The 20,313-nt window shown below is 65.6% G+C and carries 18 protein-coding genes; 11 read left to right on the forward strand and 7 right to left on the reverse strand.

Annotation, left to right across the window (positions count from 1 at the left end; all coding sequences use genetic code 11):
• Positions 1-87: 87 nt before the first annotated feature.
• Both ABQY74_RS18340 and ABQY74_RS18345 read right to left on the reverse strand, forming a co-directional pair.
• Positions 88-993: a hypothetical protein gene (locus ABQY74_RS18340; RefSeq protein ID WP_349792630.1), complete on the reverse strand. Its 906-nt coding sequence runs from the start codon at positions 991-993 to the stop codon at positions 88-90.
• 109 nt (positions 994-1,102) lie between these two features.
• Positions 1,103-1,906 carry an N-acetylmuramoyl-L-alanine amidase gene (locus tag ABQY74_RS18345; RefSeq protein ID WP_349792632.1) on the reverse strand — a complete coding sequence of 268 codons (804 nt, stop codon included), beginning with the start codon at positions 1,904-1,906 and terminating at the stop codon, positions 1,103-1,105.
• A gap of 310 nt (positions 1,907-2,216) precedes the next feature.
• Between ABQY74_RS18345 and ABQY74_RS18350 the strand changes: the two genes are divergently transcribed.
• From ABQY74_RS18350 to ABQY74_RS18375, 6 genes are all read left to right on the forward strand, one after another.
• A complete protein-coding gene (locus ABQY74_RS18350; RefSeq protein WP_349792634.1) occupies positions 2,217-3,629 on the forward strand; it encodes an SH3 domain-containing protein in 1,413 nt (470 codons plus the stop codon).
• Complete coding sequence (locus ABQY74_RS18355; protein WP_349792636.1) at positions 3,626-4,723, forward strand: dipeptide epimerase; 1,098 nt, start codon at positions 3,626-3,628, stop codon at positions 4,721-4,723. Before ABQY74_RS18350 ends, ABQY74_RS18355 begins: the two co-directional genes overlap by 4 nt.
• 519 nt (positions 4,724-5,242) lie before the next feature.
• Entirely contained in the window at positions 5,243-6,019 is a 777-nt protein-coding gene (locus ABQY74_RS18360; RefSeq protein ID WP_349792638.1) for a L,D-transpeptidase family protein, read from the forward strand.
• Complete coding sequence (locus ABQY74_RS18365) at positions 6,016-7,323, forward strand: APC family permease (RefSeq protein WP_349792640.1); 1,308 nt, start codon at positions 6,016-6,018, stop codon at positions 7,321-7,323. The genes ABQY74_RS18360 and ABQY74_RS18365 overlap by 4 nt, the downstream gene beginning before the upstream one ends.
• Positions 7,324-7,412: 89 nt before the next feature.
• Complete coding sequence (locus ABQY74_RS18370) at positions 7,413-7,910, forward strand: hypothetical protein (protein WP_349792642.1); 498 nt, start codon at positions 7,413-7,415, stop codon at positions 7,908-7,910.
• 171 nt (positions 7,911-8,081) lie between these two features.
• Positions 8,082-8,414, forward strand: coding sequence for a hypothetical protein (locus ABQY74_RS18375; protein ID WP_039518493.1), 333 nt, complete (start codon positions 8,082-8,084; stop codon positions 8,412-8,414).
• 55 nt (positions 8,415-8,469) lie between these two features.
• Here ABQY74_RS18375 and yiaA read toward each other — a convergent pair whose 3' ends face one another.
• On the reverse strand, positions 8,470-8,907 hold the full coding sequence (gene yiaA, locus ABQY74_RS18380) for an inner membrane protein YiaA (protein WP_046344757.1): 438 nt from the start codon (positions 8,905-8,907) through the stop codon (positions 8,470-8,472).
• A 170-nt stretch (positions 8,908-9,077) separates the two neighbouring features.
• Here yiaA and ABQY74_RS18385 point away from each other — a divergent pair, with 170 nt between their 5' ends.
• A complete protein-coding gene (locus ABQY74_RS18385) occupies positions 9,078-10,256 on the forward strand; it encodes a PQQ-dependent sugar dehydrogenase (protein ID WP_349792644.1) in 1,179 nt (392 codons plus the stop codon).
• Positions 10,257-10,544: 288 nt separating this feature from the next.
• Here the strand turns inward: ABQY74_RS18385 and ABQY74_RS18390 are convergent, their stop codons facing one another.
• From ABQY74_RS18390 to tsaD, 3 genes are all read right to left on the reverse strand, one after another.
• On the reverse strand, positions 10,545-12,716 hold the full coding sequence (locus ABQY74_RS18390; RefSeq protein ID WP_349792646.1) for a glycoside hydrolase family 3 N-terminal domain-containing protein: 2,172 nt from the start codon (positions 12,714-12,716) through the stop codon (positions 10,545-10,547).
• A gap of 239 nt (positions 12,717-12,955) precedes the next feature.
• Entirely contained in the window at positions 12,956-13,312 is a 357-nt protein-coding gene (gene folB, locus ABQY74_RS18395) for a dihydroneopterin aldolase (RefSeq protein ID WP_024938857.1), read from the reverse strand.
• An 86-nt stretch (positions 13,313-13,398) separates the two neighbouring features.
• Positions 13,399-14,457 carry a tRNA (adenosine(37)-N6)-threonylcarbamoyltransferase complex transferase subunit TsaD gene (tsaD, locus tag ABQY74_RS18400; protein ID WP_104589522.1) on the reverse strand — a complete coding sequence of 353 codons (1,059 nt, stop codon included), beginning with the start codon at positions 14,455-14,457 and terminating at the stop codon, positions 13,399-13,401.
• Positions 14,458-14,737: 280 nt separating this feature from the next.
• Between tsaD and rpsU the strand changes: the two genes are divergently transcribed.
• From rpsU to dnaG, 4 genes are all read left to right on the forward strand, one after another.
• Entirely contained in the window at positions 14,738-14,953 is a 216-nt protein-coding gene (gene rpsU, locus ABQY74_RS18405) for a 30S ribosomal protein S21 (protein ID WP_002808376.1), read from the forward strand.
• A gap of 257 nt (positions 14,954-15,210) precedes the next feature.
• A complete protein-coding gene (locus tag ABQY74_RS18410; protein ID WP_349783002.1) occupies positions 15,211-15,657 on the forward strand; it encodes a GatB/YqeY domain-containing protein in 447 nt (148 codons plus the stop codon).
• Between the two features lie 248 nt (positions 15,658-15,905).
• Positions 15,906-16,856, forward strand: coding sequence for a YihY/virulence factor BrkB family protein (locus ABQY74_RS18415; RefSeq protein WP_349792648.1), 951 nt, complete (start codon positions 15,906-15,908; stop codon positions 16,854-16,856).
• A gap of 111 nt (positions 16,857-16,967) precedes the next feature.
• The gene (dnaG, locus tag ABQY74_RS18420; RefSeq protein WP_039518482.1) at positions 16,968-18,716 is read left to right on the forward strand and encodes a DNA primase; all 1,749 of its coding nucleotides are present in this window, start codon (positions 16,968-16,970) and stop codon (positions 18,714-18,716) included.
• A 277-nt stretch (positions 18,717-18,993) separates the two neighbouring features.
• On the opposite strand, the gene ABQY74_RS18425 is transcribed toward dnaG, so the two are convergent.
• The gene (locus ABQY74_RS18425; RefSeq protein WP_349792651.1) at positions 18,994-20,205 is read right to left on the reverse strand and encodes a hypothetical protein; all 1,212 of its coding nucleotides are present in this window, start codon (positions 20,203-20,205) and stop codon (positions 18,994-18,996) included.
• Positions 20,206-20,313 lie beyond the last annotated feature (108 nt).

Here is a 20,313-nt window from a genome sequence, read left to right on the forward strand (position 1 = left end):
ATCCAGTTCCCGCACCTGAAACCAGCTGGCTGTGCCGGCCAGTCCGCGTCGCGTGCCGGCCCACAACAGACCGGCACGCGGGCAGGCTCAGCGATCCAGCGGCGGCGTGTACTGGTGCTTGGCGGCGTCGTAGGTATAGGTGACCACGTCGGCGCCGCCGAGGCTGCGGACCTTGCCGGGGCCGGCAATGGCGGTGCCACTCATGGCCACACGCAGGGTCGGCATCGATCCACTGCCGGGTTCGAAGCTCAGCGTGCCGGTGCTGGACGCGCACTTCATGGCGCCCTCATCGTCGCAGGCCGCGCTGTTGTCTTCGCCGGTGGCCACGGTGCCCAGGTAAACCCAGCCCTTGTAGTCGCCCATGTCGTTCTTGTTCGGATCGAAGGAAAACAGCGCAAAACCCAAGCTACTGATGCCGTTGGCAAAGCGCGTGGTCGGCAGCGCCAGTAGCAGGTGGCCATCCTTGGTCTCGGTGCGCTGCAGCTTGCGCGTCTGGTCCAGCGTGTCGGCCTTCTCGTTGCCGCCGAAATCGCCGGCCCACTGCTGCGCATGGAACAGCACCCATGCCGGTTTGCCACCGGCATCGTCGAGCACATAGGTCGCTTGGCTGATGCTGACGCCGACGGCAGGGTCCGGAGAGTCCTCTTCCTCGGATTTGCCGTACTTGCCGGGGCCCGCGTTGGCGAAGCCGGTGTAGTACTGCTTGCCGCCAAGGTCGAAGCGGTAGCCGTACCAGAAGCTGGCCAAGGCGCCGTTGTCGATGGTGTACGACTCCGATCCGTCACCCTTCATCCCATAGATATCGGCAAGCACATGCCCGGGCGCCGGCACCTCGGCGTCGACCGTTGCAGGACTCGCCGCCGCTGGCGCAGCAGCAGGAGCGCTCTGCGAGGGCGGTGTCTGCACGTCTCCGGGCGTTGCGTCGGGTGTCTTGGTGCAGCCGCCGACCATCATGATCGTGGCGGCCCACAGGGCAGTCTTTCCTAGCCTCATCACACGACGTCCTTCAAGAGTTTGGGCGAGCGGATGCTACCAAGAATGTGGTCGGGATCCAGTCCACGCAGCGTTCGTCAGGGCGACGGAAAACGAGCAGGCTGGATCGCTACGGCGCATCCGGTTCGATGGGCACCGACGGAAGCTGCAATTGCCGCAGTGCTGGTCGGGTCAACGCATGCAGGATGCGCAAATCCTCGGCATCCAGCGTGCGGGCGTCGCTGCCGCGGTAGTGATGATGAAATGCCTGCAGCGTGGCAGCGGGATCGTCGAGGCTGTAGCCGAGCAGGGCCAGCGCCTGCCAGGGATCGAAGCCTGCCGGCGCGGCGGGGGCATCGGCGGCAGGCCAGCGGCCGAAGCCGGCGTCGGCCAGGCGCTTCCACGGAAACAGCGGGCCGGGATCGTTCTTGCGGGTCGGGGCCACGTCTTCATGCCCGACGATCTGCGTGCGCGGGATGCGCAAGCGGGTGCACAGGTCGTCCAGCAACACCAGCAGGCTGTCGATCTGGGCGGGCGCGAACGGCTCGCTGCCGTCGTTGTCCAGTTCGATGCCGATCGAGGCGGAATTGATGTCGGTGATGGTGCCCCATCGCCCGGCGCCGCCATGCCAGGCGCGCTGGTCGTCGCTGACCAGTTGATAGCGCGCGCCATCCTCGCCGATCAGATAGTGCGCACTGACCCGGCCGCCGCTATTGCGCCCGCGCAGCGTGCCCAGGCTCTGCGTCACCGATTGCTGGTCGGTGAAGTGCAGCACGATCAGGATCGGCCGCCGCGTGTCGTAGTTGGGCGAAGGCACCCACTGGGCCAGCGGGTTGCGCTGCGGCGCATGCGCGCACGCCCCCAGTGACAGCACCACCAGGCACAGCGCGGCGCGGAGCCAGGACGATGGCGACAGCATGGGAGCAGATGACATCGGATTCTCCTGGCAAAACGGCAAGGGCTTGCGCTGCACCAGCACCCTGATGGGTCGCGCAGGCGATGCACCCATTATCTGCCGTGCGGGCGATGGCGTGCAGCACGCGGCTGCGGCCGGTGGCAGACAGACTGCACGTGTGCGGAGACCGACAGACCTTACAACGCCGCTGCCCCATGCGACACGCACCGGGGATACTTGCGCATGCGTACACTACAAGCCGGCGCGGTCGGCGCAGGTCCGCGCGCCTGCAGTCGTGATTGCCTGTAAAAAGCCTCGCCAGTCGCTGCATCCATCAAGAGCCCTCTTCATGCCACTGTCGCGCCGCCTGCTGACGCTGTTGTTGCTGGTCATCGGACTGTCCTGGGATGCCGCTGCGGCAACGCCTGCCAGCCCGATACCGCACACGGCACCGTTGGCGGCCAGCGATGCGCAGCTGACCGCCGACTACTGGATCCAGCGCACTGACAACGCGCAGACGCTGCGTATGACTTCCGCACAGATCGCCGGCTTCAATGCGCGTTTGCTGCGTGACGATGGCTCCACGCACGACCTGTCGCAGCTGGCCGAGGTGCTGCCGGCGGCCGAGGTGCGCGCGCGCATCGAAACACTGTCGGCCATGCCGACGCGTGCGCTGTACGACAGCGAAGGTCGCAGCATCGATGCCTCTCACCTTGCGACGCTGCGCCACGCCCTGGCACTGGATGCACTACCTGCGCAGGTCACGCCACGGTTTGCACTGGTGGTGCAGCGCGCGGCACTGCGCACCTTCCCCACCGCGCAACGCGTGTTCAGCACCACCGACGACCACGATATCGACCGCTTCCAGGAATCGGCGCTCTACCCCGGCACACCGGTGGCGGTGCTGCACTCCAGCGCCGATGGTGCATGGCACTTCGTGCTGGCGGCCAACTATGCGGCCTGGATCGCCGCCGACCGGCTTGCCATGGGCACGCGTGAGGAGGTGCTGGACTATGCACAACGCCGCCCACGGCTGGTGGTCACCGGCGCACGCGTGCAAAGCGCCTACACCCCGGAGGTGCCCGCCATCTCCGCACTGGCGCTGGACATGGGCACCAGCGTGCCGCTGCTTGGCGACTGGCCGCCGCAGCAGCCGGTCAACGGGCAGTTGCCGCAGGCTGCCCATGTCGTGCAGTTGCCGCTGCGCAACAGCGATGGTCGCTTGCAGCTGGTGCCGGCACTGATCCCACGCGGCGCCGACGTGCGCGTAGGCCCGCTGCCAGCCACGCCTGCAGCGTTGTTGCAGCAGGCGTTCAAATTTCTTGGCGAACGCTATGGCTGGGGCAACGATTACGGTGCGCGCGACTGCAGCGGTTTCGTGCTGGATGTGTATCGCAGCCTGGGCATCGCATTGCCGCGCAATACCGGCGATCAGGCACGCAGCCCGGCGCTGCTGAGCGTTCCGTTCCAGGCGCAGGCCGCACTGCCGCAGCGCCTGCAACAACTCGCCCGTCTGCAGGTCGGCGACCTGATCTATATCCCCGGTCATGTGATGCTGGTGATTGGACACGAGCACGGTGCGCCATGGGTGATCCATGACGTGGCCGGTGCCAATTACCGCAACGCAGCCGGCAACGTGCAGCGCGCGCGCTTGAATGGTGTGTCGGTGACGCCGCTGCTGCCACTGCTCGCCAGCAACGGCACACCGTTCGTCGACCACATCACCCGCATCCAACGCATCGCACCGATTGGCTCTCCATGAAGATCACCGGCTTTCGCCTCGGCATGCTGCGCGTGCCATTGAAGACCCCGTTCAAGACAGCAGTACGTACCGTGCAGGCGATCGAGGATGTGGTGGTGCTGCTGCAGACCGACAGCGGCCACATCGGCTATGGCGCAGCGCCGGCCACCGCCCCGATCACCGGCGATACGCACGGCTCCATCATCGCTGCGATCCAGCATTGCATCGGGCCGACGTTGATCGGCCAGGACGTGGCCGATCTCAACCGGCTATGCGCGCTGGTGCAACACGCGCTGGAGCGCAACACCAGTGCCAAGGCGGCAGTGGAGATCGCGCTCTACGACCTGTGGGCGCAGGCCTTGGGCATCCCGCTCTACCAGGCCCTCGGCGGCGGCACGCCGCGCATCACCACCGACATCACCATCAGCGTCGATAGCATCGACGTGATGGTGGCGCAGGCGCAATCCGCGCTTGCACGTGGCTATCGGTCACTGAAGATCAAGGTCGGCAAGGACAGCGGCTCAGACCTTGAGCGGATCACGGCGATACATGCCGCTGTCGCTGGTCGCGCATCGCTGCGCCTGGATGCCAACCAGGGCTGGACGCCCAAACAGGCGGTGCGCACCATGCGCACACTGGAACACGCCGGCATCGTGATGGAACTGGTGGAGCAGCCGGTCAAGGCCGCGGACATCGACGGACTGGCGTTTGTCACCGCACGGATCGGCACACCGGTAATGGCCGACGAAAGCGTGTTCTCGCCAGTCCAGGTGATCGACCTCATCCAGCGCCGCGCAGCCGATATCGTCAACATCAAACTGATGAAGACCGGCGGGCTATCCAACGCAATCCGCATTGCCGATATCGCTGGCTTGTACGGCGTGCCCTGCATGATCGGCTGCATGATCGAATCCAGCATCAGCGTGGCTGCAGCAGTGCATCTGGCGGTGGCCAAGGCCGACAGCATTACCCTGGCGGATCTGGATGCGCCCGCGCTCGGGCAGTTCGATCCCACCGAGGGCGGCGTGCACTTCGACGATGCCCAGATCCATATCGACGACTCACCCGGCCTGGGCATCCGCCGCATCCACGGGCTGGAGCTTTTGCCGGCTTAACTTGCCGGCTAAGACGCCAGTTGGACCTCCAGGCCGCGTTGGTCCAGGCATGGCGCCGTCAGCGCTTCTTTGCACACGCAGTCACCCGGACAGCGAACCTCGTGCATTGCTTGCACCATGCCCACCGATCATCTCGACAGGTCCCTGCCCGCTCACCGTCGCGGGACCTTAGGCGGCATGGATGCCGCGTAAGAGCCTGCAGCGACGTACTTGCGGCGTGTCCCGCGATGGTGAGCGGGCAAGGGCCCTGCAACAAGCCGCAGGCCAGCCGCTCTGCAACCGGCTCAGCCACAGAGGCCAAGTCTCCCAGAACCACAAAACACACTCGCCAACCGTTATAAGCCCCGCCAAGCAGTCGCACAAACCAGGCGCGCGCATGCGGCACACGGCCACATTGCTGAGTACAGTAGCGACATGATGGTGTGCCCAACGCCGGCACCAAAGCAGCGTACTGTCTCCGTCAACCATGTATCGCCCCCAGACTCGTCCCCCGCTCGACCCATTCCCCCCGGAGCCTGCATGCGCCTTGCCACCTTGTTTCGATCCGCTGTGCTGTTGGCGCTGGCGAGCTGCGGCAGCGTTGCCGTCGCTGCCGGGCCGATCGATGCCTTGAATCAAGCGCGCGCGTTGATCGTGGTGACCACGCCGGACTGGGACAGCATCCAGGCGCGCCTGCAGACGTTCACCCGTGTAGGCGGCCACTGGCAACCGGCCGCACCGGGCTTCGCAGTCGCGCTCGGGCGGCATGGCAGTGCCTGGGGCGATGGCTTGCATCCGGCGCAGGCACAAGGCCCGCAGAAGCGCGAAGGCGATGGCCGCAGCCCGGCCGGTGTATTCGCGATCGGCCCGGCCTTCGGTTACGCCCAGCAGATCGACAGCGCCATGCCGTACCAGGCGATGAGTGCCACCCACTACTGCATGGATGTGCCGAGTTCGCCGCTGTACAACCGCATCGTCGATGCCGCGCAGGTCGGTGAGGCTGCAGTGGCCGGATCGACCGAACCGATGCGCCTGGACCTGCAACATCCCGGCGATGCGCGTTACAGCGAGGGCTTCGTGATCGCCCACAATCCAGATGCGGTTCCCGGGCGCGGCAGCTGCATCTTCGCGCACCTGTGGCGCACGCCGGGCCAGTACACCGCCGGCTGCACCGCGATGGCGCCGGCCGACATGCAACGCCTGCTGGCCTGGTTGAAGCCCGACGACAAACCGCTGTTCGTGCTGTTGCCACGTGCCGAATACGCACGCCTGCAAGCACGCTGGCAGTTGCCCGAATTGAAGGAGGCGGCACGATGACCACCCCGGCTCCTGCACCCGATTCCACTGGCCTGGTCCGCGTGGTCAGCCGCTGGCAGATCGTCGGCTTGTCGATCAACGATGTCATCGGCAGCGGCATCTATCTGCTGCCCGCGGCCACCGCGGCACTACTGGGGCCGATGAGCCTGTGGGCGGTGATGCTGGCCGGCCTGGCGGTGGCGTTGCTGGTGTTGTGCTACGCGCAGGCGGCCAGCTATTTCGACACGCCGGGCGGCAGTTACCTGTACACGCGTGAGGCGTTCGGCCCGTTTGTCGGCTTTCAGATCGGCTGGATGATCTGGCTCACGCGCATCAGTTCGGCAGCGGCATTAAGCAACGGCCTGGCCGATGCGGTGGCGCGGTTCTGGCCGACCGTGGCAACCGATCACTGGGCGCGCTTGCTGGTGGTCGTCGGTTCCCTGGGTCTGCTCACCGCCATCAACGTGATCGGCGTGAAATCGGCGGCGCGTACCGGCATCGCACTGGTGATCGGCAAGCTGGTGCCGTTGCTGCTGTTCGTGGCAATGGGTCTGTTCTACGTGGACTGGTCGTGGGCCTTTGCCGGCACCACGCCGGATCTGCGCGACCTGGGCAATCTGGGCGAAGCGGCCTTGCTGCTGCTGTTTGCCTATGCAGGCTTTGAAAACATTCCTGCGGCCGCTGGCGAATACCGCAACCCACGCCGCGACGTGCCCTTTGCGCTGATCACCATGATCGTCACCGTCACCTTGATCTACGCCGCGGTCCAGGTCGTCGCGCAGGGCACGCTGCCCAATCTTGCCGCCTCGCCCACGCCATTGGCCGATGCCGCAAGCCGTTTCGGCGGCGAGGCGCTGGCGCTGATCCTCACCGTGGGTGCCACCATTTCCATCCTCGGCACCACCAGCAATACGGTCATGCTCGGGCCGCGGTTTCTGTTCGCGCTGGCACAGGATGGCTACGGCCCCGCATTCCTGGCACGTGTGCATCCGCGCTTCCACACCCCGGCTGCGGCAGTGCTGACCCAGGGCGTGCTGTCACTGGCGCTGGCGGTGTCCGGCTCGTTTACGCAGCTGGCATTGCTGTCGATGGTCACGCGGCTGTTTGCCTACATCGGCACTGCTGCGGCAGTGATCGTGCTGGCGCGTCGCTACCGGCAACGCACCGACACCTTGCGCCTACCTGGCGGGCCGGCCATTCCCATCGCAGCGCTGCTGCTGTCGCTGGGCCTGCTGGCCAGCGCCAGCTGGCAGAACCTGGCGGCCGCCGGGGTGGCATTGCTGGTGGGCTGGCTGATTTACCTGTTTCCGCGCAAACCCGCATAGCGGTTTTCGCAGGACGCTCGCACAGCGATCACGCGCGACTAACCGTGCCCGCCTAACGCTGCAGCTCCAACCTGCATGGGGAGCTTGCGATGAAACTGCGCCGTGTCTACAGCACGCCCGATATCGAGAGTGCGCAACGCGTCATGCAGGCCGCACGCAGCGTCGGCATCGACAACGATGCACTGTCGTTGATTGCCCGTTCGGATATTGAACTGGAAGGCATTCCCGACGAGCGCAAGGACGCCAAGACGGATTTTCTCCCTGCTGCAGCGCGCGGCGCCGCTACGGGTGGCGCTGCGGGCCTGGTCGCCGGGCTGGTCGCCATCGCCGTGCCTCCGATCGGCCTCACCATCGCCGGCGCCGGCGTCATGGCGCTGGCAGGCGCCCTGGTCGGTACCTGGTCGTCTGCACTGATCGGCGCCACCGTTCCCGACCCGGTCCGCCGCCAATTCGAGGACGAAATCCAAGCAGGGCGCGTCCTAGTCATCATCGACGCCGACGAGCCCTCGCTGCAGCATGCCGAAGCCAGCCTGCGTACTGCCGGCGCCACGCCGCTGCCGTACGAGGCTGCATCGGCAGCGACGTGATGCGCGCCGACACCGGCTGAATTGCTGTGCGCAGCGCACCGCGTCGCTCAAGGGCGCACTAGAGACAAATACACAAGTGCAGCATGCCTTGATGCCCTCCTCACCTGCCCTGGCAACGGATTTAACACCTGTCCGCCTAGGTTAGGGCGCACACTCAACACGGAGACGAGCATGAACGTGCCGTATCAGATTCCGGGCCGCGCACCGGACGAAGACCGCAGCCAGAACGTATCCAATTATTGGCGCGAGCGCTTCACCGAAGAATCGTATTACACCGAAGGTGACCGCTACGAAGATTACGAGGGCGCTTACCTTGCAGGACACGAAGCGCGCATCCGCGAAAATGCACGCGCCTACGATCAGGTGGAAGCAGAATTGCACCGCGAATGGGAAGCCAACCGCGGCACCGATGGCCTGAGCTGGAGTAAGGCCCGCCACGCCGTCAAGCGTGCGTGGGAAAATGCGACAGACTTCGTGAGTGGCGACAACAAGTCCAAGCCCTGAAGACAACAACGCCACCGTCGAGGTGGCGTTGTTGTATCGGTGTGTGGGTGCTGCGTCAGTCCAGTGGCGGCGGTACCGCGCGCGAGTAATGCGATGCGTTGGCGACATCCATCGCATCGCGGGTGTTCTTTTGCACCGCAACCGCGCCAAACAGGCTCAATGCGTAGGCCATTGCGTAGAAACCTTTCTCGCTCAGCAGCAGGGTCGCGTTGATCAAGCCGATTGCCAGGAGCAGCAGCGCGATGACCAGCGAAAACCAACAGATCGCGTAGTACAGGCCCGTCACCGGAATTCCATCTGCGCGGTCACGCACACTCTTCTGCAACGACACCGATGCGAACAGGCCAAACAACAACAGCGTGAAGTAATAGCCTTTTTCGTTGAGCATCATCTGCGCGTTCCATAACCCGACCAGGTAGGCAATGCCGCCCAGCAGCAATGCAGCCCAGGATGCTGCGATAAAAGCAGGTGACGTTTTTTGCGTGGCAGCCATGGAAACTCCTTTTCATGGTGAAGCGGTAATGTGGGACGCACACGTCTCACAAAGAAAGTGATCTACGACAAGGCGGCCTTGAAGGCGTCGTGTAAGGTACTTTAAAACCCGACGCAGGACACGTTGCGGGAGGGCTGCAACGTCACTGCGCCCATTCCCTGGAGGACCTCATGTCTGTCCGACGTCTGCTTGCCCTGGCCTGCTCGGCCAGCTTGTTCACCGCCGCCACCGCATGTGCCGCGCCTGCCGTCGCGCCGGCGGCCGCCATTCCCAAGGCGCAGTGGCCGTTCCAGGCCACCACCGTTGCCGATTTCGACGAACCCTGGGCAATGACCTTCCTGCCCGACGGCAGTCTATTGGTCAGCGAAAAACGCGGTGCATTGATGCGGCTGGATCTCAAGACCAACCGCAAGAGCGCCATCACCGGCATTCCGGCAGTCGCGTACGGCGGCCAGGGCGGCTTCGGCGATGTCCTGGCGCATCCGCGCTTTGCCAAGAATGGCCTGGTCTATGTCAGCTACGCCGAACCGGGACAGGGTGATACCCGCGGCGCAGCAGTGGCACGCGCCAAGCTCACGCTGGATGCCAGCGGCGGCGGCACGCTGTCGGACCTGAAGGTGATCTGGCGCCAGGATCCCAAGGTCACCGGCAACGGTCACTTCGGCCACCGGCTCGCCTTCGGCCCGGACGGCAAGCTGTGGATCAGCTCCAGCGAACGCCAGAAGTTCACCCCCGCCCAGGACATGCAAGCCAATCTCGGCAAGCTGATCCGGCTCAACGATGACGGCAGCGTGCCGTCCGACAACCCGTTCGCTACGCAGGGCGGCGTTGCCGCGCAGGTGTGGTCGCTGGGTCACCGCAATATTCTCGGCCTGGCCTTCGACGGCAAGGGGCGTCTGTGGGAACACGAGATGGGCCCACTCGGCGGCGATGAGTTGAACCTGATCCAGCGCGGCGCCAACTACGGTTACCCGATCGTCTCCAACGGCGACAACTACGACGGCACCCCGATCCCGGATCACAACACCCGCCCGGAATTTGCCGCACCCAAGATCAGCTGGACACCGGTGATCTCGCCAGCCGGCTTTGTGATCTACAGCGGCAAGCAGTTCCCGGCGTGGCGCGGCAACGGCTTTATCGGCGGCTTGTCGTCGATGTCGCTGGTGCAGGTCTCGCTCGGCGATCAGCCGCGCGAGGTGGCCCGCTACGACATGGGCGCGCGCATTCGCGAAGTGGAACAGGGTCCGGACGGCGCGCTGTGGTTGCTGGAAGACGAAGCCAGTGGCAGCACCGGGCGCCTGCTCAAGCTGACGCCCAAAAGCAAGGCGGCAGTCGAGAACGACGCGTAACTCCGCAAGATCGCGCCCAGGGGAGTCGTGCCACCGCCACGCGTCGATTGCGTGCTGGCGGTGGCCACGATTTTCGCGGCGAAGCCGTCTTCGACCCGGTGCGGTATATGGCGCGATACGCGCAGATGCGAGCAACCCCGTGGTCCCACATCGACCAGGCACGCGCCTGCATCTTCTCTGACCCGATGACGGCGCGCCCTTGGGCCACGTCCGCCATCGTCAAACCCGGTGCAGTATCCGCACTCCGCTGCGTGTCGCGTGAGTGCGTCATACCAAGCCCGTGGGTATTCAGGCCTCCAGCAACTCGAACGTCACCGCCTCGCCACTCTTGGCCGAGGCGCACACCCACACATCGAACACGCCCGGCTCGGCGCCAAACACATTCCTGTGGTTGGTAAAGGCCAGTGCGTCACGCGTCAGGGTGAACACCACGTCCGTACTTTCGCCAGGCTGCAACAACACCTTGCGGAACCCCTTGAGTTCGCGCACCGGGCGCACCCGGCTGGCCACGCGATCGTGCACATACAGCTGCACCACTTCTTCGCCGGCCACGCGGCCGGTGTTGGTGACGCGCGTGGTGATGGTCAGGGTCTGGTCCCAGCCGATCTGCGCACTGCTCAGCTGCGGCTGCGCATACGCAAAGGTGGTGTAGCTCAAGCCATGGCCGAACGGATACAACGGCTCGTTGGGCATCTCGCGCCAGCGCGCCTTGTACTCGGACAGCGTCGGCAGTTCCGGGCGGCCGGTGCGCAGATGGTTGTAGAAATACGGCTGTTGCCCGGTCACCTGCGGAAAGCTGATCGGCAGACGCGCGGAGGGGTTGTAGTCGCCGAACAACACGTCGGCCACGCCGGTACCGGTCTGCGTGCCCAGGTACCAGGTCACTGCAATCGCATCGGCATCGCGTACCGCACCGCTCAGGGCCAGCGCGCGGCCATTGCGCAGCAGCACCACCATCGGCGTGCCGGTGGCGGCGATGGCTTCGGCCAATGCCTGCTGCGCCGGCGGCAACACGATCTCGGTGCGCGACTGCGCCTCGCCACTGAAGCGCTGCGGTTCACCCAGCGCCAGCACCACCACGTCGGCGGCCTGCGCCGCATCGATGGCGGCGGAAATACCGCCCGGCAGCGCCTCTTCCAGGCCACAGCCCGGCACCACCGTCAGATGCTCGCTGTCGACCACCGCGCGCACACCCTGCTCCAGGGTCACGTAGCGCTGCTTGTCGCCGAACAGTGTCCAGCACCCCTCGATGTTCTCGCGGTCCTGCACGAACGGCCCGATCAGCGCGATGTGCTGCCCGCTTTTCCTCAGCGGCAACACCTCGCACTGGTTCTTCAGCAACACGATCGAACGCCGCGCCGCATCGCGCGACAACGCATCGTGCGCGGTCAGATGCGCGGTGTCGGCTTCGCGTGCCGGATCCAGCGAACGGTACGGGTTGTCGAACAGCCCGATCGCCTCCTTGAGCTGCAGCATGCGGCGCACGCTGGCATCCAGCGTGGCCATCGGCACCTCGCCGCTTTCCACCAGCGATGGCAGATGCGCGGCATAGAAGCCGCTCTGCATGCTCAGATCCAGGCCGGCCAGGAACGCCTTCTTGGTCGCATCGCGCTCATCGGCGGCATAGCCGTGCGCAATCAGCTCCATGTCGGCGGTGTAGTCGGAAATCACCACGCCGGGGAACTGCCATTCGCCGCGCAGGATCTCGGTCAGCAACTCGTGGTTGGCACTGGCCGGCACGCCGTTGATGTCGTTGAACGAGGACATCACGGTCAGTGCGCCGGCATCGAAGGCGGCCTTGAACGGCGGCAGGTGCACATCGCGCAGTGTCTGCGGCGCGATGTCCACGGTGTTGTATTCCATACCCGCAGCCACGGCGCCGTAGGCGGCGAAGTGCTTGGGGGTGGCCAGCAGGCAATCGTCGGCCTTCAGATCGCTGCCCTGGAAGCCGCGCACGCGGGCGGCGGCAAACGCCGCGCCCAGCACCACGTCTTCGCCAGCGCCTTCCGCGCCACGGCCCCAGCGCTGGTCACGCGCAATGTCCACAGCCGGTGCGTAGGTCCAGTGCAGGCCGGCGGCGGTCGCCTCGATCGCGGTGGCGCGCGCGGTGCGCTCGGCCAGCTCGGGCTCGAAGCTGGCCGCCTCGCCCAGCGGGATCGGGAACACCGTGCGCATGCCGTGGATCACGTCCGCCGCCAGGATCACCGGGATGCCCAGGCGGCTTTCTTCCACCGCCACCTTCTGGATCTGCACGCCCAGCGCGGCGCCGACGCCATTGAACAACGAGCCGACCCGGCCTGCGCGCACCTGCTGCAGCACCTCGTCGGCGTTGAGCACATTGGCTTCGGGATTCACGTCCGGCGCGAACGGCCGCACCATGTCGGCGAACACACCCAACTGTCCGACCTTCTCTTCGACGGTCATCTGGGCAATCAGGGTTTCGATACGATCAGCAGCCATGAGATCCTTGAGAAAACGTTTACATGGCCGTCAATTCTAGCCTGACGCGACCACAAGGGGGCAAGTGTCGGGATTTGGAATTGGGGATTGGGGATTTGTCGGGTCCGGTTGAACCTCGCCTTGGGGCTGGGGATCGTTGGCGTGGTCGTAGATCTCGGTCCGGTGCCACCTAGGTTTTCCGGGGCGCGGCCAAGGATCGGAGCTCGCTGAGCGAGCCCGCGGCCGGTGGCCGGTGGCCGTCAGCGGGCCCGCTCGCGCTCGATGATCACACCCACCGCCTGCGCGCCGCGCACCGCACCGGGCTTGCTCAGCTTCAACCGCAGCCAGTGCACGCCGAACTCGTCCAGCACGATCGCCGCGCAGCGCTCGGCTAGGGTCTCCACCAGCCCGAAGTCGGAGGCCTGCACGAATTCGATCAGCCGCTTGCTCACCGCCTTGTAGTTCAGGGTATCGGCGATGTCGTCGCTGGCGGCCGGAATGCGATTGTCGAAGCCCATCTCCAGATCGAACCGCAGCGTCTGGCGGATGCGCCGCTCCCAGTCGTAGATGCCGATCAGCGCATCGATTTCCAGGCCTTCGATAAAAACTTTGTCCATAGGTGGGGAATCGGGAATAGGGATTAGGGAATGGTGAGAAGCACAAGCAACGACAGGGCAGCGCGAACGGAATCAAAGTAGCGCTTTTACGATTCCCGATTCCCGATTCCCGATTCCGCCGCCAGCGGCGGCAAGCCCGCCATATCCCAACGCGGCGTCACATGCACTGCCGCGTCGGCGCGCTCGCCGGCCTCCAGCCGCAGCGCGCCGGCGAAGGCGATCATTGCGCCGTTATCGGTGCACAGGGCCGGCCGAGGGAAGCACACCCGGCCGCCGCGCCGCTGCGCCGCGTCCTGCAGGCGTGCGCGCAGGCGCTTGTTGGCGCCCACGCCGCCGGCCACCACCAGGGTGTTGCAGTCGGCCGCGTCCAGCGCGCGCAGGCATTTGATCGCCAGCGTCTCCACCACCGCATCCTCGAACCCGCGCGCGATGTCCGCCCGCGTGGTGTCGGACTGGTCGCTGCCGCGCCAGGCCAGCAGCACCTGGGTCTTGAGTCCGCTGAAACTGAAATCCAGCCCGGGGCGGTCGGTCATCGGCCGCGCGAACTTGTAACGCCCCGGGGTGCCGGTTTCGGCCAGCGCCGCCAGTTGCGGCCCGCCCGGATACGGCAGGCCCATCATCTTGGCAGTCTTGTCGAAGGCCTCGCCGGCTGCATCGTCCAGCGTCTCGCCGAGCACCTCGTACTGGCCCAGCGCCTTCACCGACACCAGTTGGGTGTGGCCGCCGGAGACCAGCAGCGCCACGAACGGCGGCTGCGGCGGGTCGTCTTCCATCAGCGGCGCCAGCAGATGGCCTTCCATGTGATGCACGCCGATCGCCGGCACGTCCAGCGCCCAGGCCAGCGACCGCGCCACACCGGCACCAACAAGGAGTGCGCCGACCAGGCCCGGGCCGGCGGTATAGGCCACCCCATCGAGTTCGTCGATACGCAATCCGGCCTCGTCCAGGGTCTGGCGGATCAGCGGCAGCAGCTTGCGCACATGGTCGCGACTGGCCAGCTCGGGCACCACGCCGCCGTATTCGGCATGCAGCGCGATCTGGCTGTAGACCGCGTGGGCCCGCAGCGCCGGCACGCCCGACAGCGCGGTGTCGTAGACCGCCACGCCGGTCTCATCGCACGATGATTCGATCCCAAGAACTTTCACGGCAACTCGGCAGGCAGGGACATGCGGCCTATTTTCGCAGCTTTTGCCCTGCGCAGATCGGCCAGGGGCGATCTGCTGCGCGGCCGTGTCATCGCCACCGGATCACCCGCAAGCGCAGGCTTTATCAGGCTTGTTCGCGCAGATGCTGCAGGGGGCTTGCAGGTCGTTGGCAAGTCGTTATAATGCGCGGCTCGCCGGGGCAACCCGGAAATTCCGTCACGCGAGTCCGCTCGCACCCGCCCGGGGCTCCCGGACGGAAATCCCATTATCTGGAGAACCCATGCCCAGCGTTAAAGTCCGCGAGAACGAGCCCTTCGAATTTGCGCTCCGCCGTTTCAAGCGCACCTGCGAAAAGGCCGGCGTGCTGGCCGAAACCCGCAAGCGCGAGTTCTATGAAAAGCCGACCCAGGAGCGCAAGCGTAAGGCTGCCGCTGCTGTGAAGCGTCAGTTGCGTCGTTCCTCGCGCGACGTCACCAAGCGCCAGCGCTTGTACTGATCGAACGCGGTTCCTTGCCGACGGGCATGCGCTGAAGGCGCGGCCCATCGGAGTGGAACCCAAGAGCCGGCACGCGCAAGCGTCGCCGGCTTTTTGTATTGGTCCGCTGCCAGGCGACCGCTGCGTTCTGCGCAGCTGCAGAGCCGACCGGCATCGCTGCCGCCATCCGCGCCTGCCCGGCCCGACTTCCTGCCGATGCACCGTGCCCGTCATGGCGCATCGGCACATCAGCAACACGCACTCCCAGGAGTTACACCATGCCCCTCAAGCAACAGCTCACCGATGACATGAAAGCCGCCATGAAGTCCGGCGACAAGCACAGCCTGGGCGTGATCCGGCTGATCAATGCCGCGATCAAGCAGAAGGAAGTGGACGAGCGCGTCGAGATGGACGATGCCGCCGTGATTGCCGTGCTCGACAAGATGGTCAAGCAGCGCAAGGACTCGGTCACCCAGTACGAAGCTGCCGCACGCGACGACCTGGCGCAGATCGAGCGCGAGGAGATCGTGGTGATCGAGCGCTACCTGCCGGCCAAGATGGGCGAGGCCGAGATCGTCGCCGCCATCCAGGCAGCCATCGCGCAGACCGGTGCCAGCAGCCCGGCCGATATCGGCAAGCTGATGGGCGCACTCAAGCCCAAGCTGGCCGGTCAGGCCGACATGGGTCTGGTCTCGACGCTGGTCAAGCAGCATCTGGCAGGCTGAGTCTTCGCCTGCACAGTGCCCTGTGCCCGATGGCCAGGGCACTGCAGCGAGCCGCCCGAGTGCGGCTGGCTGCAGCGCCGTTTCAATAGCAGCACACGCGCAACATCCAGCGCCCGCTTTCACCCGATCTTTGAACACGCCCTGTTAGAACACCTTCGCCAGCACAGGTCCGGGTGAAGCATTCCGCATGCCGGCTTCACCTCACGACGCCTGCGCGCACAACGGTATGCCCAAGGATTCCCCCGCCGGTGACGAAGCTCTCAACCGAACACCTGCAGAAACATCTGAGCCGCCTGCAGCGCAGCCTGCCGATGGCACTGCTCAATCGCTTTCTCGAGATCGACGTGATGACGCAGGCCGCGTCGCTGTCGTTCTACGCCTTGCTGTCGCTGGCACCGCTGCTGGTGCTGCTGCTGTGGCTGACCGCATCGATGTATCCGCCCGCGCAGGAAGCGCTGGTGCAGCAGATCGCGCAGCTGGCCGGCGGTAGCGCGGCGGAAGTGGCCGACACGGTGATCCGCAACGCCACCGATCAACCCGGGGTAGGCTCGTTGGCCGGACTGTGGAGCACGTTGCTGCTGTTCATCGGCGCCACGGCGGTGTTTGCGCAGTTGCAGAACGCCCTGAACCTGATCTTCCGCACCGACAAGCAGCGCCTGGAAGGCCTGATGGCGTGGCTGAAGAAGCGCGTGTTCTCGTTTGGCGTGATCCTGGCCCTGGGCTTCTTGTTGATCGTGTCGATGATTGCCACCACCGCGTTGCAGGTGGTGTTCGCACGGCTGCCATCGGTGCTGCCGGCGATCGGCTACATCACCACCCTGGCGCTGTATTCGCTCGCCTTCGCTTTTCTGTATCGCTATCTGCCCGATCGCACCGTCAACTGGCGGCAGGCCTTCGTCGGCGGAGTCATCACCGCGCTGTTGTTCGCGCTGGGTCGCTACGGTATCGGCCTGTACATCGCCAAGGCCGCGCCTGGCAGCGCATACGGTTCGATGGGCACCTTGGTCATCCTGCTGGTGTGGATGTACTACGCCTCGGTGGTGTTCTTCGTCGGCGCCCTGCTGACCGCGGTGATCGACGAGCGCGTGCGCTCGCATCGCAAGCTGCGCGAGGCCGGCGTGGATACGGACAACCTGCCGCCGGTCGCCGCCGAACCAGACGCCACGCTGCAGCCGCCGGAAGCACCGACGCGCAGTTGATTGCGCATGCTGCGCCTGGCGCCGCGCGTACCCAGGCGGCATCCACCGCTTTGCTGAGGACCCTCGCTCACTGAAATCGGCGCGCGCCGGCGGCTGGGATATCCTAGCGGGATGGCCCGCATCCCCGACGCATTCATCGACGAACTGCTTGCACGCACCGACATCGTCGAGGTGGTGGGCGGTCGCGTGCCGCTCAAGCGTCAGGGCAAGGAATACTCGGCGCGCTGCCCGTTCCATGACGAGCGCTCGGCCTCGTTCACGGTCTCGCCGACCAAGCAGTTCTACCACTGCTTCGGCTGCGGCGCGCACGGCACCGCGATCAGCTTCCTGATGAATTACGACCGCCTCGAATTTCTCGATGCGGTCGACGAGCTGGCCAAGCGTGCCGGCATGGAAATCCCGCGCGAAACCCAGCAACGCACCCCGCAGCAGCAGGACGACAGCCGCGAGCTGTATTCGGCACTGGAAGCGGCGACCAAGTTCTTCCAGCGTCAGCTCGAGGGCAGCGAACGCGCCCGCGACTATCTGGACGGCCGCGGCGTGGATGCCGACAACCGCGCGCGTTTCCAGATCGGTTACGCGCCCGATGGCTACAGCGCACTGAAGGACACACTGGGCACCGATGCGCGCCGCATGAGCGTGCTCGAACGCGCCGGGCTGTTTTCCAAGAACGATCGCGGCCATGTCTACGACAAGTTCCGCGACCGGGTGATGTTCCCGATCTTCGACCGCCGCGGCCGCGTGATTGCGTTCGGCGGACGCATCATGGGCGCGCCGGCCGATGGCCGCGACCCGGGGCCGAAGTACCTCAACTCACCGGAAACCGCGCTGTTCCACAAGGGCCGCGAGTTGTACGGCCTGTGGCAGGTACGCCAGGCCAATCAGAAGATCGAGCGGCTGATCGTGGTGGAAGGCTATATGGACGTGGTCTCGCTGTTCCAGTTTGGCGTCACCCAGGCGGTGGCCACGCTGGGCACGGCGACCACGCCAGAACATGCCGAGTTGCTGTTCCGCAACGCGCCGGATGTGTACTTCTGCTTCGACGGCGATAACGCTGGTCGCAAGGCGGGCTGGCGTGCACTGGAATCGGTGTTGCCACGCATGAAGGACGGCCGCCAGGCGTTCTTCCTGTTCCTGCCCGATGGCGAGGACCCGGACACCATCGTGCGCAAGGAAGGCGCGCAGGCCTTCGATCAGCGCCTGAAGCAGGCCACGCCGCTGTCGCAGTTCTTCTTCGACGAGATGTCGCGCGAGATCAACCTGCACACGCTCGATGGCAAGGCACGACTGGCCGAACGCGCCAAGCCGATGCTGGCACAGATCCCCGAAGGCGCGTTCGGCGATCTGATGAAGCAGGAGCTGTCGCGCCTCACCGGCGTGGGCGTCAGTCAGGCGGCGCAGGCGTCCACATCGCAGGCACGGCCACCTGCCCGCATGGGTGCACCCGCGCAGAAACGCAGCCTGGTGCGCGCGTCGATCGCGATCCTGCTGCAGCGGCCGTCGCTGGCGATGAGCCTGGAGGGCGACCACGATTTTTCCGGCCTGCGCCTGCCCGGTATCGACCTGTTGATGGAACTGCTGGCACTGGTGCGGCAACGCCCGGAGATCAGTACCGGCGCACTGCTGGAACACTTCGCCGAACGCGACGAACAGGCCGCGCTGCAGAAACTGGCCGCACAGGCATTGCCCGGCGACGAACACAGCTGGGCGATGGAACTGCATGACGTCGTCGCGCAACTGGACAAGCAATTGCTGCGGCAGCGCCTGGACGAACTGCAGGACAAGCAGCGCGCGCAGGGCTTGGACGACACCGACAAGTACGAATTGCGCGAGCTGTTCAAGGCGCTTGCTGCGTTGTAGTGCGGGTAACACGAGGGGATCGGTTGACGCTGTCGTGTGCGGGCCAGGCGCGCACGCTGCACGACGCCATGGCCCAGTTGCACCGGCAACTGCTGCAGCAGCGCATTGAAGCGCTGCAGACAAGGCAACGCACACACGGACTCGACGAGATCGACCAGCACGCACTGCGCACTGCCGCGCCTGCATTCGGGCGCGCACTGAGTACGCGGCGAACGCTGTCAGACCACCTGTTGCCGACGCAGCCGGCCAGCCCTGGCCGCCGCATGCAGGTGCGCGCTCATAGCTGCTTGAACAAGGTCTTGGCCATCGAGCCGAGCGCCGCGCTGACCGCTTCGATCTTGTCGGCATCGGCCAGTGCGGCCTGGCCGGCATGCGCGGTCAGCCGCTCGATCAGGGCATCGCGCGCGGGCGCGCCGTCGGCACTCTGGGTCTGCGGCGTACCGGACACCGGCGTGAGCCACGGGGCAATCAAGGCCTGATAGGCGGTGGTGTGCTGGGAAGCCATCTGCTCGAGAAATTGCAGGACCGTGACAGGGGTGCCGGTGAGCGTGCCGGTCAGCGGCTGGTTGGCGATCTGCCGGTAGTTCACCGTGGACGCCAGCGCATTGGCGATGGCCACATCGACCAGCACATCGATCTCCTTGATCGGCGCATTCCCGTACAGCGTCTTGATCTGACTCAGCATCGGCACGGTCCAGGCATGCGGCACGCAATCGAGCGTGTTCCACAAGTCGGCATTCCAGATCTGATACGGCGCCGCGCCCGGTGCTGGAGAGGGCAATGTCTGTGCATACAGCGCGGCGAACCCGCCGTTGCCCGGCGTGGCGCCGGCGGTGGGATAGCAGTGCACGGCGCTGAAATTGTCCAGTTTGCCGTTGGTCTTCAACCAGGTCGCCAAGGTCGGCGACAGCGCACCGCCCAGGCTGTGTCCGGCAAAGATCACCGTCGCCTTGCTGCCATCCAGCGCTTGCAGAAAATCCAGCAGCGTCGTGTTCGGCGCCAGTGCGGTGGAGGGACTGACCATGTTGAGCAGATGCCACACACCGGTGGCGGCCCCCATCGAGATGACCGCCGAACCCGGCTTGACGGGTTTCTTCGCCGCAACCGGCGCGGTGCCGAGCAACGGCGTGTAGGTCGCAAAATCCACCACCGAGGACACATCGAAGTCTTCGGTGAACCAGTCGTAGAGCGACTCCGGGTTGGTGGCGCTCAGCGCGACCACATACGCCTCGCCGATGCCCGGCATGGCATCGGTATGGGCCACGTACATGGCATTGCCCGACAGCGACGAATCGGCCGCCTGCCAGACCTGCGGCCCCCACACCAGTTGCCAGTCGCCGATCCTGTCCTGGGTGTCGGCCGATGCCAGCGTCTGCAGCAACGTGGCCTGGTAGTCCGCCTGCAACGCCGGCTGGCTGCCCATGCGATCGCCCACCCAGTTGGCCAGGGCGGAAAGCGCAAAGGTCTGTTGATATTGGTCGTAGCGCATGGACCGGCTCCTTTCCTTAGGCCTTGCGTGGAAACACGAGCGAACACGCACGCGGCGTGCGGGCACCGTTCCGGCACGGATGCGCGCGGCGTGTGCAACCGGAATCTA

This window comes from Xanthomonas sp. WHRI 7064 (assembly GCF_040202355.2).
GTDB lineage: Bacteria > Pseudomonadota > Gammaproteobacteria > Xanthomonadales > Xanthomonadaceae > Xanthomonas > Xanthomonas arboricola.

What these genes read in the sequence shown, in the direction of transcription:
- ABQY74_RS18340 (WP_349792630.1), bottom strand. Translation starts at nt 993, where the DNA reads ATGAGGCTAGGAAAGACTGCCCTGTGGGCCGCCACGATCATGATGGTC.
- ABQY74_RS18345 (WP_349792632.1), bottom strand. Translation starts at nt 1,906, where the DNA reads ATGTCATCTGCTCCCATGCTGTCGCCATCGTCCTGGCTCCGCGCCGCG.
- ABQY74_RS18350 (WP_349792634.1), top strand. Translation starts at nt 2,217, where the DNA reads ATGCCACTGTCGCGCCGCCTGCTGACGCTGTTGTTGCTGGTCATCGGA.
- ABQY74_RS18355 (WP_349792636.1), top strand. Translation starts at nt 3,626, where the DNA reads ATGAAGATCACCGGCTTTCGCCTCGGCATGCTGCGCGTGCCATTGAAG.
- ABQY74_RS18360 (WP_349792638.1), top strand. Translation starts at nt 5,243, where the DNA reads ATGCGCCTTGCCACCTTGTTTCGATCCGCTGTGCTGTTGGCGCTGGCG.
- ABQY74_RS18365 (WP_349792640.1), top strand. Translation starts at nt 6,016, where the DNA reads ATGACCACCCCGGCTCCTGCACCCGATTCCACTGGCCTGGTCCGCGTG.
- ABQY74_RS18370 (WP_349792642.1), top strand. Translation starts at nt 7,413, where the DNA reads ATGAAACTGCGCCGTGTCTACAGCACGCCCGATATCGAGAGTGCGCAA.
- ABQY74_RS18375 (WP_039518493.1), top strand. Translation starts at nt 8,082, where the DNA reads ATGAACGTGCCGTATCAGATTCCGGGCCGCGCACCGGACGAAGACCGC.
- yiaA (WP_046344757.1), bottom strand. Translation starts at nt 8,907, where the DNA reads ATGGCTGCCACGCAAAAAACGTCACCTGCTTTTATCGCAGCATCCTGG.
- ABQY74_RS18385 (WP_349792644.1), top strand. Translation starts at nt 9,078, where the DNA reads ATGTCTGTCCGACGTCTGCTTGCCCTGGCCTGCTCGGCCAGCTTGTTC.
- ABQY74_RS18390 (WP_349792646.1), bottom strand. Translation starts at nt 12,716, where the DNA reads ATGGCTGCTGATCGTATCGAAACCCTGATTGCCCAGATGACCGTCGAA.
- folB (WP_024938857.1), bottom strand. Translation starts at nt 13,312, where the DNA reads ATGGACAAAGTTTTTATCGAAGGCCTGGAAATCGATGCGCTGATCGGC.
- rpsU (WP_002808376.1), top strand. Translation starts at nt 14,738, where the DNA reads ATGCCCAGCGTTAAAGTCCGCGAGAACGAGCCCTTCGAATTTGCGCTC.
- ABQY74_RS18410 (WP_349783002.1), top strand. Translation starts at nt 15,211, where the DNA reads ATGCCCCTCAAGCAACAGCTCACCGATGACATGAAAGCCGCCATGAAG.
- dnaG (WP_039518482.1), top strand. Translation starts at nt 16,968, where the DNA reads ATGGCCCGCATCCCCGACGCATTCATCGACGAACTGCTTGCACGCACC.
- ABQY74_RS18425 (WP_349792651.1), bottom strand. Translation starts at nt 20,205, where the DNA reads ATGCGCTACGACCAATATCAACAGACCTTTGCGCTTTCCGCCCTGGCC.